Below are 12,129 nucleotides of genomic sequence, written 5' to 3'. Positions count from 1 at the left end.
CTTTCGCGAGCAAGCCCGCTCCCACATTGACGGTGTACACACTTCGGTATTCTGAGTTTCAAAGGGTATTACCATGTCCCAAGACCGTCGCTACAGCTTCGAGTTCTTCCCCACCAAGACCGATGCTGGGCATGAAAAACTGATGGCGACTGCCAAGCAGTTGGCCAGCTACAACCCCGACTTCTTCTCCTGCACCTACGGTGCCGGCGGTTCGACCCGTGATCGCACGATCAACACCGTGTTGCAGCTGGAAAGTGAAGTCAAAATTCCCGCCGCTCCGCACCTGTCGTGCGTGGGTGACAGCAAAGCCGACCTGCGCGGCCTGCTGACCCAGTACAAGCAAGCCGGCATCAAGCGCATCGTCGCCCTGCGTGGCGACCTGCCATCCGGCATGGGCATGGCCAGCGGTGAGCTGCGCTACGCCAATGACCTGGTGAGCTTCATCCGTGAAGAAAGCGGTGATCACTTCCATATCGAAGTAGCGGCTTACCCGGAGATGCACCCCCAGGCCCGCAATTTCGAAGACGATCTGCAGAATTTCGTGCGCAAGGCTAACGCCGGCGCCGACAGCGCGATCACCCAGTACTTCTTCAACGCCGACAGCTACTTCTACTTCGTCGAGCGTGTACGGGCCATGGGTGTAAATATCCCGATCGTGCCGGGCATCATGCCGATTACCAACTACAGCAAGCTGGCGCGTTTTTCCGACGCCTGTGGTGCCGAGATCCCACGCTGGGTGCGCAAACAACTGGAAGCCTACGGCGACGACGTCAAAAGCATCCAGGCGTTCGGCGAACAGGTCATCAGCAAAATGTGTGAAGAATTGTTGCAAGGTGGCGCGCCAGGCTTGCACTTCTATACCCTGAACCAGGCTGAGCCGAGCCTTGCAATCTGGAACAACCTCAAGCTGCCGCGCTGAGGTCTGTCCAAGCAGCATTCAGGCCCTCGTTTATACGGGGGCTTTTTTTGTTCACATATCCCGGAATGGAAGCCAGCAGTAAATGAATACAGCGTCCCCGACTCCCCGCCCGCAGCTGGTTTACCTGGTATTCGGCGCCGAGACCTATCATCAGGAAGCGGTATTCAGCATCGCCAGCGCCCTGGCCCATCTGGGAGGCCCCCAGGATATGCCGCTGGACATCCAGGTGTTCAGCGACAACCCGGCCCCCTATGACGGCCTGCCGGTGCACGTGCACACGCTGGACGACGCCACGCGCAGACGCTGGAGCGAACCTCACGGCTACCATTTCCGCACCAAGCACGTGCTGTTGCGCCAGGTGCTGGAAACAGCGGAACGGGCACTGCTGATCGACACCGACACATTCTTCCACGACTCGCCCATGGCGCTGTTTGAGCGCGTCGCGCCCGGCACTGTGCTGTGCAACGCCTTCCATGCCAAGTACGGCGATAACCGCGAAAGCGTGCTGTATGAATCCCTGGCCAAGCACCTGGCCGAGCGAGGCCTGGCCGACGACAATATGTGGCTGCTCAATTCCGGCGTCATGGGCCTGGCCCGGCAAGACGCGCACCTGCTGGACCGCTCGATCGAGCTGATGGACGAACTGTTCCCGATAGCCCGCGGTGCCTACACACTGGAGGAGTTCTGCCTGTCGGTGGCGACCTACCGCACGGTCAACGTGCGCCAGTGCCCTGACCTGATCCACCACTACTGGAGCCGCAAGCAGCTGTTCCGGGCCAAGGTCAAGGCGTGGATCGCCAAGCACGCCGCCGCCCCCTCTGCGACCAGGCCCTGGCCGACACGCGCAAGGTTTCCGCCCACCTGCCGCGCCCGCCGCGCCTGCAACGCCTGATGTACAAGCTGATCACGCTGGCCCTGCCCAAGCGCAAGCAGCAATTTATCCGCGAGATTCTCTACGGCTGCTACGAGCACGAAAACGAGTTCGACCAGGCGTGTGGCCCGGTTTGGTGGGACAAGGCACGGCAAAATCAGGAAGAACGTCAGAAATGCCCGGTGGACGCGCACCAACTGGAGCACTGGTTCGCCAACCCCTTGGTGCGCCTGATCCTCGGCGAGCGGCGCGCCGCCATCTACGAGCACCTGATGACCTCGCAAACAAAATAGCGCCGCCCGCAAAGGCGTGGGCCAGAGCTTCTCTTTAGCGCAGTAGCGTCGTAACCTCAGGGTATGCCCGTGATCCTGAAGCTTGCGACCGCTGCCCTTTTCACTTGCCTTAGCCTGGCCGCTTATGGCGAGAAATTGCGCATTGTCACCGAGCCCTGGGCACCCTATGTGTTTGAGGACCGCGGCGCCATGCAGGGCCTGGACTTTGAGGCCACGGTGATCGTGTTCCAGCGCTTGGGCGTCGAGGTGCAATGGCAGTTTCTGCCCTGGAAGCGTTGCCTGGCCATGCTCGACCAGGGCCAGGCCGATGGCGCGCTGGATATTTTCCACAGCCATGAGCGCGATGCCTTGCTGCTCTACCCCAGCGAGCCGCTGTCGGAAGTCGAGTTCACGCTGTTTTACGCCAACGAGCGCCCCCATGCCGCACAAACCCTGGACGACCTGCACGGCCTGACCGTCGGCACCTCGCCGGGTTACCTGTACGGCGCGTCCTTCAGCGATTCGCCGCTGTTCAACCGGGAAGCGGCCCCCAGCCACGAGGCGAATTTCGGTAAATTGATGCTCGGCCGCATCGATCTGGTGATCACCGACCGCCGAGTGGGCCAGCATGTGATCAAGGCGATGGGCCTGGAAGGCAAAGTCAGCCAGACGCCGCTGGTGGTCAGCCGCCAGCAGCAGTTCCTTGCCGTACGCCGTGGCGCGGGCATGGACCTGCTGGTGCAGCGCTTTGCCGCCGAACTCAAGCGCTTCAAACAAGAACCGGCCTATGCCGCCTTGAGCGCCAAATACGGCGCAATTCCAGCCATTACGGCCACAGGAGGCACCGTTGAGCAGCAGGAAAGCAGCGCGCAGTGATTGCTCTGTTATACTCCGGCCTTTCCGCCAGGCTTACGCCCGGCCGCTGAGGTCTTGAAAAAGGCACCTAACCCCGCTACTGCGCAGCTTTAAGCCCCGCGCGAGCCGGTGGAGTGCCCGCCAGACGCAGCAGGACCGGACGGGATTGCGCTCCCCTAAGCGCCATTCGCGCCCGGCAAGATTATCCCTTTGGGCCAAGCCCTAACTAAAACAGGATTACTCATGTCCTTTGCTTCCCTCGGTCTCTCCGAGGCTTTAGTCCGCGCCATCGAGGCAGCGGGCTATACCGAGCCTACTCCGGTGCAACAGCGGGCCATTCCCGCCGTGTTGCAAGGTCGCGACCTGATGGTTGCGGCTCAGACAGGTACTGGTAAAACCGGTGGCTTCGCCCTCCCGATTCTGGAGCGGTTGTTCCCCAACGGTCACCCGGACAAATCCCAGCGTCACGGCCCACGCCAACCGCGTGTACTGGTCCTGACCCCTACCCGCGAACTCGCAGCCCAGGTGCACGACAGCTTCAAGCTGTATGCCCGTGACTTGAAGTTCGTCAGCGCCTGTATCTTCGGCGGCGTTGGCATGAACCCACAGGTTCAGGCCATGTCCCGTGGTGTTGATGTGCTGGTGGCGTGCCCGGGTCGTTTGCTCGACCTGTGCGGCCAAGGCAGCGTCGACTTGTCCCACGTGGAAATCCTGGTGCTGGACGAAGCCGACCGCATGCTCGACATGGGCTTTGTCCATGACGTGAAAAAGGTCCTCGCCCGCCTGCCGGCCAAACGTCAGAACCTGCTGTTCTCGGCAACGTTCTCCCAGGACATCACTGCCCTGGCCGGCAAGCTGCTGCACAACCCGGAGCGCATCGAAGTCACGCCACCGAACACCACGGTCGAGCGTATCGAGCAACGCGTCTTCCGCCTGGCCGCCAGCCACAAGCGTGCGCTGCTGGCGCACCTGATCACCGCTGGCGCCTGGGAACAGGTGCTGGTGTTTACCCGCACCAAGCACGGCGCCAACCGCCTGGCCGAGTACCTGGACAAGCACGGCCTCACCGCCGTCGCCATCCACGGCAACAAGAGCCAGAACGCGCGCACCAAAGCGCTGGCCGACTTCAAGGCCGGCTCCGTGCGCATCCTGGTTGCCACCGATATCGCCGCCCGCGGCCTGGATATCGACCAATTGCCACACGTGGTCAACTTCGAGCTGCCGAACGTCGATGAAGACTACGTGCACCGTATCGGCCGTACCGGCCGTGCCGGTCGTTCGGGCGAGGCCATTTCCCTGGTCGCACCGGACGAAGAAAAACTGCTGAAAAGCATCGAGCGCATGACCAAGCAGAAAATCGCCGACGGCGACCTGATGGGCTTCGATGCCAGTGCTGTGGAGGCCGAGAAGCCTGAAGCACGCGAGCGTCCGGACGTGCGTAACCCACGCAACCCACGCGGTCCGAAGGGCGATGGCCCGAACGGCGGCGGTGGTGGCGGTGGTCGTCGCGACAAGGGCAAAGACAAGGGCGGCAAGGAAAAAGCGCCTACCAACGGCCGTGGCGAACGCCCGGCCCGCGAGCAGAAGCCCCGTGAAGGCACCCCGGCCCGCGAACAGCGCCAGCCGAGCCAGCCACCACGTGCCGCCGCCGACCGCGCCCCGGACGAGTTCCTCGACGACGACGTGGATAACTTCGGCAACCGCGTCGACTACGTGCCCCAGGCCAAACCGGCCCAAGGTCGTGGTCGTCGCCCTGGCGCTCCAGCCCAGGGCGCAGGCGCCGGCAGCGGCGCGCCACGTGGCGGCCAGCCACAGGGGGGTCGTCAGAACGGCCCGCGCAACAGCAGCGGCGGCACCACCGGCACTCCACCTGCCAAACGCAGCGGCCCACGCAATGGCGCCCCGCGTGACGGCCAGGCGCGTCGTGAAGACTCGCGCAGCAACAACCGTCGCCCGTCCCGTGACGACCAGCCGCGTTTGTCCGAGCCAGCCGTGCAGAACCCACGCGGTGGCCCGGCGCCGAAAATCATCCACAAGGAGTCGAAAGCAGACCGCTTCCCGACACCTGAGCAGTTGGACCAACTGCCAGGCCGTCCTCGTGGTGAAAAACCAGCGCTGCTGACCCGCAACCGCTGAGTTTCAAAGCGCCATAGAAAATGCCCCGCCTCTTTCGAGGCGGGGCATTTTTTTTGACTCAACACAGTTCAACTGTGGGAGCTGGCTTGCCTGCGCTTGCATCGACTCGGTGTGCCTGATGCTCCGAGGTGCCCGCATCGCAGGCAAGCCAGCTCCCACATTGAGTGCATTCCAGGCATAAAAAAACCGGATCTCAGGATCCGGTTTTTTCGTGTAAAAACAGAAATTATTTCTGTTTGACACCTTCCAGCGAGATGTCCAGGTCCACGGTCTGGGAAGACGGGCCTGGGCCTTTGATGCCAAAGTCGTTCAGGTTCAGCGTGGTGGTGGCGTTGAAGCCAGCACGTTCACCGCCCCATGGATCCTTGCCTTCACCGTTGAAAGTAGCCTTGAAGACCACAGGTTTGGTCACGCCGTGGAACGTCAGGTCGCCGGTCACATCAGCGGTTTTTTCGCCGGTGGATTTAACGGCAGTGGAAACGAACTTGGCGTCTGCAAACTTGCCAACATCCAGGAAGTCCTTGCTGGCGATGTGCTTATCACGCTCTGCGTGGTTGGACCACAGGCTGGCGGTTTTCACGTCGACCGCGATTTTGCTGGCTTCAGGCTTGGCGGCATCCCAGCTGAAAGAACCATCCCAGTCCTTGAAGGTACCGTGGATATAGCTGTAGCCCAGGTGGCTGATTTTCCAGTCGATGAAGGCGTGCTGGCCTTCTTTGTCGATCTTGTAGTCAGCGGCCATCACCTGACCGGCAGACAGCAGAGCGGTACCGATTGCCAGAGCGGCGAGCGTCTTTTTCAACATGCTTTCTATTCCTTGTGAGTCGAGGTTGAACATCAGGCTTTGCGCCCCAGCATTCGTGTAAGGGTCGCATCACGATCGATAAAGTGGTGTTTCAACGCAGCCACGCCGTGCAAGCCGGCGAAGACTACCAACACCCAGGCGAGGTACAGGTGCACCAAGCCGGCGTTGTTCTGCCTGGTCCGGTAGCCCGGAAACCACGGCAGGAATTTCAAACAGGCCAAACACCGGGATACCGACACCGTCGGCGGTGGAAATCAGGTAACCGGCAATCATCACGGCAAACAGCCCGAGATAAAGGAACGCATGGCCAAATGCGGCACCGATGCGAGTCATGCGGCTGTAGCTGGCAAGGGGCGGCGGCGGCGGACTGAGCAGACGCCAGACGATGCGCACCAGCATGACGGCAAACAGCGTGATGCCAATGCTCTTGTGCAATTCAGGCCCATGTTTGCGCCAGCCGTCGTAATAGTCGAGGCCGACCATCCACAGGCCGAGGCCGAACAGACCAAACACCACCAAAGCCACGCCCCAGTGCAAAATAACGCTTATCCAACCATAGCGGGTCGGTGAGTTCTGTAGCTGCATTCCTAAGATCCTGTAAGAACTGTGCCCAAGACTAGCGATTTACCTATCGAATTAAAGCCGAAAATTTCGCTTTGAAATATCGAGAAATACGATCTTGAGAGTATGCACAGTACGTTAACAATGGATTAAGGACTATTCCTGAGAAACGTGACAGTCCGTCCTGTCTTTACCTCCAATTCATCCGCAATGGGTTGTGGCATAGCCGCCCATTGCATAGGCTTGCGCGATTGTTTCGCCTGCGCCCGCCGCAGGACCGCTTCGAGGAGATAACCGATGGGCTTGAACAACCAGTGGATGCAACGCGACCTCGCCGTGCTGTGGCATCCCTGCACCCAGATGAAAGACCACCAGCAACTGCCGCTGATCCCGATCAAACGCGGTGAAGGCGTATGGCTGGAAGACTTCGAAGGCAAGCGCTACCTCGACGCCGTCAGCTCCTGGTGGGTCAACGTGTTCGGCCACGCCAACCCGCGCATCAACCAGCGCATCAAGGACCAGGTCGACCAGCTGGAACACGTGATCCTCGCCGGTTTCAGCCACCAGCCGGTGATCGAGCTGTCCGAGCGCCTGGTGGCGATGACGCCCGAGGGGCTGACCCGCTGCTTTTACGCCGATAACGGGTCATCGTGCATCGAAGTCGCGTTGAAGATGAGCTTCCACTATTGGCTCAACCGTGGCCTGCCGAACAAAAAGCGCTTCGTCACCCTGACCAACAGCTACCACGGCGAAACCATCGCCGCGATGTCGGTGGGCGACGTGCCGTTGTTTACCGAAACCTACAAGGCGCTGCTGCTCGACACCCTCAAAGTGCCAAGCCCGGATTGCTACCTGCGCCCCGAAGGCATGAGCTGGGAAGAGCATTCGCGCACTATGTTCCTGGCCATGGAACAGACCCTGGCCGAGAACCACGACACCGTCGCCGCGGTAATCGTCGAACCGCTGATCCAGGGCGCCGGCGGCATGCGCATGTACCACCCGGTGTACCTCAAGCTGCTGCGCGAAGCCTGCGACCGCTACGGCGTGCACCTGATCCACGACGAGATCGCCGTAGGCTTCGGCCGCACCGGCACGATGTTCGCCTGTGAGCAAGCCGGCATCCGCCCGGACTTCCTGTGCCTGTCCAAGGCCCTGACCGGCGGCTACCTGCCGCTGGCGGCCGTGGTCACCACCGACGACGTGTACGACGCCTTCTACGACGACTACCCGACCCTGCGCGCCTTCCTGCACTCCCACAGCTACACCGGCAACCCGCTGGCGTGCGCGGCGGCCCTGGCGACCCTGGATATCTTCGAAGAAGACAACGTCATCGAAAACAACAAGGCCCTGGCCCAGCGCATGGCCACGGCCACCGCGCACCTGGTGGACCACCCGCACGTCTCGGAAGTGCGCCAGACCGGCATGGTGCTGGCCATCGAGATGGTCCAGGACAAAGCCACCAAAACCGCCTACCCGTGGCAGGAGCGGCGTGGCCTGAAGGTGTTCGAGCACGCACTGGAACGCGGCGCACTGTTGCGGCCGTTGGGCAGCGTGGTGTACTTCTTGCCGCCGTATGTGATTACGCCGGAGCAGATCGACTTCCTCGCCGAAGTCGCCAGCGAAGGAATCGACATCGCCACCAACAGCAGGGTCAGTGTGGCGGTGCCGAAAGATTTCCACCCAGGCTTCCGCGATCCCGGCTAAACACGCGCTTGTGGCGAGCGGGCTTGCCCGCGTTGGGCTGCGCAGCAGCCCCAGCAAGAGCACCGCAATCCGTCAGATAAAACGCGATAGCCAGTTTGGGGGCTGCTTCGCAGCCCAGCGCGGGCAAGCCCGCTCGCCACAATTAGTCAGTAAGCCCCATAGGCTTCGTACTTTTTCCAGAGAACAGAAATGAGACTGTCCCGCTTCTTCACCGACACCCCGCTGAGCCTCGGCGACCATGAATTACCCGAAGCCCAGGCGCACTACATCAGCCGCGTGTTGCGCATGGTTGAAGGCGACGCCGTGCAGCTGTTCGACGGCTCCGGCCAGGAGTTCCTGGGCAGCTTGCTGGAAGTCGGTAAAAAACGCGTCACCGTGCAACTGACGCAAAGCTTCGCCGGCCAGACCGAATCGCCGCTGCACATCCACCTCGGCCAGGGCCTGTCCCGGGGCGAGCGCATGGACTGGGCGATCCAGAAAGCCACTGAGCTGGGCGTGAATGCAATCACGCCGATTTTCAGCGAGCGCTGCGAAGTCCGCCTGAAAGACGAACGCGCCGACAAACGCCTGCTGCACTGGCGCCAGGTGGCGATCAGCGCATGCGAGCAATGCGGGCGTTCGACAGTGCCGGTGATCCACCCGCCGCTGTTGCTGGCGGACTGGCTGAAGCAGGCCGAGGCGGATTTGAAGCTGGTGCTGCACCCGGTGGCCGAGCCGATGGTCAGCCACGCCAAGCCTGCGAGCCTGGCCTTCCTGATCGGGCCTGAGGGTGGGCTGACCGATGGGGAAGTCGAAGCGGCTCAAGGCGCCGGCTACCATGCCGCCCGCCTCGGCCCGCGCGTTTTGCGCACCGAGACGGCGCCGGTGGTGGCGTTGGCAGTAGCCCAGCAACTCTGGGGCGACTTCTAACCCAGCGTTGCAAACCCATTCCAATGTGGGAGCTGGCTTGCCTGCGATGCAGGCGGCTCGGTCGAGGCGATGCTATCGCAGGCAAGCCAGCCCCCACAGGTCAGAGCACGTAGTGCATGATCGCCACAAAGTGCAGCAGGCTCCCGCCGATCACGAACAAATGCCAGATCCCATGGGAATGCCGCAAGCGGTCCTCCAAGGCAAAAAAGATAATGCCGACGGTGTACAACACCCCGCCCGACGCCAGCCACACAAACCCTGCCGTACCCAGCGCAGCGATCAGCGGCTTGACCGCCACCAGCACGATCCAGCCCATCACCGCGTAGATCACAATCGACAAAATCCGCGCCTCGGAACGCGGCTTGATCTCCTGCAGGATGCCGATCACCGCCAGCCCCCACACAATTCCAAACAGCGTCCAGCCCCACGGGCCTCTTAAGGTCACCAGGCAAAACGGCGTGTAACTGCCGGCGATCAGCAGGTAGATCGAAAAGTGATCAACCTTCTGCATGATCTCTTTTCGCCGCCCCTGCACGCTGTGGTACACGGTGGAGGCGCTGTACAGCACCATCAACGTAAAGCCATAAATCGCCACGCTGACGATTTTCCAGGGGCTGCCATCCAGGCTCGCGACCACCAACATCCACACGGCGCCAATACACGCCGCGACTGCACCGAGCAAATGGCTCCAGGCGTTGAATCGTTCCCCGTGGTACATCTGTCACTGACCTCCCGTAACCGTTAAGTTCAGGTTGGCAAGCGTCCAACCTTGCGCATAAGAGTGCAAGCGGCTTATGACGTTCCGAGGACGCCAAGCAGTTTTGCGGGCACAATCGACGGCATTCGAACAAGAGCCACGGCCATGCTGATCGACGAAGAATTCACTCTCAAGAAACTGGAAATCTTCCTGGCGTTCATGCGCACCGGCAACCTGGCCCGCGCCGCCGCCGAGTTGCAAACCAGCAACGTCAGCGTGCACCGCGCCATCCACTCCCTGGAAAACGCCCTGCGCTGCCCGCTGTTCAAACACGAAGGGCGCAACCTCACGCCGCTGGAAAGCGCTTATGTGCTGGAAGAGCGCGCACAAAAGCTCGTCGCCGATGTGGTCGACAGCGTGCGCCTCACCCGCGAGGCCGCCGGGTTCTCCGCCGAACGTTTCAAGCTCGGCTCGCTGTATTCGCTCACGGTAAAAACCGTGCCGCAACTGATCATGGGCCTGAAAATCAGGCGCAGCGAACTGAATATCGACCTGATCCTGGGCTCTAACTTCGACCTGCTCTACAAACTCAAGAACATGGAGGTGGACGCGATTCTGATCTCCCTCGACGAACACGCCAACGACCCCGACTGCGAACAGATCGCGCTGTTCTCGGACGACATCTTCCTCGCCACGCCGGCCGACTCACCGTTCGACCGCGAGCAGCAAATCGACCTGGCCGACGTGCGCGACGCCACCTTCATCACCCTCACCCAAGGCTTCGCCACCCACCAGGATGGCAACCGTGTGTTCAAGCAGGCGGGGTTCGAGCCGAAGGTGGCGATGCAGGTGAATGACATTTTCACGCTGTTGAGCATGGTCAGTTCGGGGGTGGGCTATGCGCTGCTGCCGGGAAGGATTGCGGCGGTGTATGAAAACCGCGTGAAGCTGATACCGCTGCAACCGAGGTACAGGTTGCAGCAGCATATTGGTGTGGTGTTCTTGAAGGCCAAGGAGCGCGATCCAAACTTGCTGGCGTTGCTGGCAGAGTGTCGGATGTATGCCAACCGGCAAGTGACAGTCTGAAAAACCGCTTTCGCGAGCAAGCCCGCTCCCACATTTGAAATGCATTCCAACTGTGGGAGCGGGCTTGCTCGCGAAGACGCCAGACCAGACAACCCTGTATCGGGGGTTAACCGACCAGCCCACGCACAATAAAGTACAGCAGCGAAGGCCCAAGCAAACACCCAAGCCCGGTGTGGAACGTCGCCGTCAGCGCGCCATACGGCACCAACCGCCGATCCGTCGCCGCCAGCCCGGCCGTCACCCCACTCACCGTGCCGGCCAGCCCACCAAACACCATCGCCGAACGCGGGTTGTCCAAGCCCATCCAACGCGCCGCCACGGGCGTGCCGACCATCACCAGAATCGCCTTGATCAACCCGGTGGCAATCGACAGCGCCATCACATCCGAGGTCGCGCCAATCGCCGCGCCGGTCACCGGGCCAACAATGTAGGTCACGGCGCCCGCGCCGATGGTGGTCATGCTGATTGCATCGCGATAACCAAACACCCAGGCCATGCTCGCGCCGACGATAAACGGCAGGATCGTGCCCAGCAGCAGCGCGATCACACCAATCATCCCGGCTTTGCGCGCCTCGGTGGCTTGCACCTCAAACGCCGTGGCCACGATGGCGAAGTCACGCAACATGGCGCCGCCCATCAAGCCGATGCCGGAGAACAGCGCCAGGTCGGCCAGGCCTTTTTGCCCGCCAGTGATCGTGCCGCCAACCCAGGCCAGTACCAGGCCGATCACGATGGCAATTGCCGAGCCGTGAATGCGCCCGAAGGTCAGGCGCTTGGACAGCACCACGGAAATCCACATCACCACGCCAACGAAGGCAAACGCGGTGATCAGGCCGTTATGTTCCAAGCCTTTTTCGATGAGATCCCACATATCAGCGGCCTCCCACGACAGGCGTCGGTGTGATCAGCGGCTCTTCATCGGGCAACGGCTCGCCCTTGTGAGTGCGGCTGATCAGGGCGATGGTGCAACCACACACCACCACCGAACCAATCGCCGCGAGCACCGCAACCGGGCCGCCGTGCAGGGCCGTCACCACGTTTTGCTGCGCGGCCATCGCGACCACCACGGGGATGTACATCGCGCCCCAGAAGCCCACGCCCATTTCGCAATCCTTGGTCATGCCGCCGCGTTTTTGCATCCACAGGCGGGCGCAGATCAGCAGGATCATCGCGATGCCTACACCGCCCACGTTGGATTTGACGCCGAGCAACACGCCAAGCATGTCGCCCATGATCACGCCCGCGAGCGTGCAGATCGCCAGCAATGCCACACCGTAAATAATCATTGTTGTTGTCCTCAAAGTGCTCGATCGA

At 61.6% G+C, this 12,129-nt stretch carries 10 protein-coding genes and 2 pseudogenes; 7 read left to right on the top strand and 5 right to left on the bottom strand.

Features of this window, described 5'->3' with window-relative positions:
- Positions 1-73 precede the first annotated feature (73 nt).
- From metF to LRS56_28500, 4 genes and pseudogenes are all read left to right on the top strand, one after another.
- Positions 74-919: a methylenetetrahydrofolate reductase [NAD(P)H] gene (gene metF / locus LRS56_28515; GenBank protein ID WDU62616.1), complete on the top strand. Its 846-nt coding sequence runs from the start codon at positions 74-76 to the stop codon at positions 917-919.
- A gap of 82 nt (positions 920-1,001) precedes the next feature.
- A pseudogene (locus LRS56_28510) lies at positions 1,002-2,083 on the top strand (hypothetical protein).
- 63 nt (positions 2,084-2,146) lie between these two features.
- Positions 2,147-2,938, top strand: a complete 792-nt coding sequence (locus LRS56_28505) for a transporter substrate-binding domain-containing protein (GenBank protein ID WDU62615.1) — start codon at positions 2,147-2,149, stop codon at positions 2,936-2,938.
- Between the two features lie 222 nt (positions 2,939-3,160).
- A complete protein-coding gene (locus LRS56_28500; protein WDU62614.1) occupies positions 3,161-5,053 on the top strand; it encodes a DEAD/DEAH box helicase in 1,893 nt (630 codons plus the stop codon).
- Between the two features lie 226 nt (positions 5,054-5,279).
- On the opposite strand, the gene LRS56_28495 is transcribed toward LRS56_28500, so the two are convergent.
- Entirely contained in the window at positions 5,280-5,858 is a 579-nt protein-coding gene (locus LRS56_28495) for a YceI family protein (GenBank protein WDU62613.1), read from the bottom strand.
- A gap of 32 nt (positions 5,859-5,890) precedes the next feature.
- Positions 5,891-6,443: pseudogene (locus LRS56_28490) on the bottom strand (cytochrome b).
- A gap of 273 nt (positions 6,444-6,716) precedes the next feature.
- Between LRS56_28490 and LRS56_28485 the strand changes: the two are divergent.
- Both LRS56_28485 and LRS56_28480 read left to right on the top strand, forming a co-directional pair.
- Positions 6,717-8,123 (top strand): adenosylmethionine--8-amino-7-oxononanoate transaminase, encoded by a 1,407-nt coding sequence (locus LRS56_28485; GenBank protein ID WDU62612.1) that lies wholly within the window; start codon positions 6,717-6,719, stop codon positions 8,121-8,123.
- 189 nt (positions 8,124-8,312) lie between these two features.
- Positions 8,313-9,032, top strand: coding sequence for a 16S rRNA (uracil(1498)-N(3))-methyltransferase (locus tag LRS56_28480; GenBank protein WDU62611.1), 720 nt, complete (start codon positions 8,313-8,315; stop codon positions 9,030-9,032).
- A 100-nt stretch (positions 9,033-9,132) separates the two neighbouring features.
- Here the strand turns inward: LRS56_28480 and LRS56_28475 are convergent, their stop codons facing one another.
- The gene (locus tag LRS56_28475) at positions 9,133-9,750 is read right to left on the bottom strand and encodes a hemolysin III family protein (GenBank protein ID WDU62610.1); all 618 of its coding nucleotides are present in this window, start codon (positions 9,748-9,750) and stop codon (positions 9,133-9,135) included.
- 144 nt (positions 9,751-9,894) lie between these two features.
- Between LRS56_28475 and LRS56_28470 the strand changes: the two genes are divergently transcribed.
- Entirely contained in the window at positions 9,895-10,815 is a 921-nt protein-coding gene (locus tag LRS56_28470) for a LysR substrate-binding domain-containing protein (protein WDU62609.1), read from the top strand.
- Between the two features lie 106 nt (positions 10,816-10,921).
- On the opposite strand, the gene madM is transcribed toward LRS56_28470, so the two are convergent.
- The gene (madM, locus tag LRS56_28465) at positions 10,922-11,686 is read right to left on the bottom strand and encodes a malonate transporter subunit MadM (GenBank protein WDU62608.1); all 765 of its coding nucleotides are present in this window, start codon (positions 11,684-11,686) and stop codon (positions 10,922-10,924) included.
- A 1-nt stretch (position 11,687) separates the two neighbouring features.
- Positions 11,688-12,101 (bottom strand): malonate transporter subunit MadL, encoded by a 414-nt coding sequence (madL, locus tag LRS56_28460; GenBank protein ID WDU62607.1) that lies wholly within the window; start codon positions 12,099-12,101, stop codon positions 11,688-11,690.
- Between the last annotated feature and the right edge of the window lie 28 nt (positions 12,102-12,129).

Origin of the sequence: Pseudomonas poae (assembly GCA_028869255.1) — a bacterium.
GTDB classification, from domain to species: Bacteria; Pseudomonadota; Gammaproteobacteria; order Pseudomonadales; family Pseudomonadaceae; genus Aquipseudomonas; species Aquipseudomonas poae_C.
Note: the sequence above shows the minus strand (reverse complement) of the source record. Positions and strands in the feature narration are given on the sequence as shown.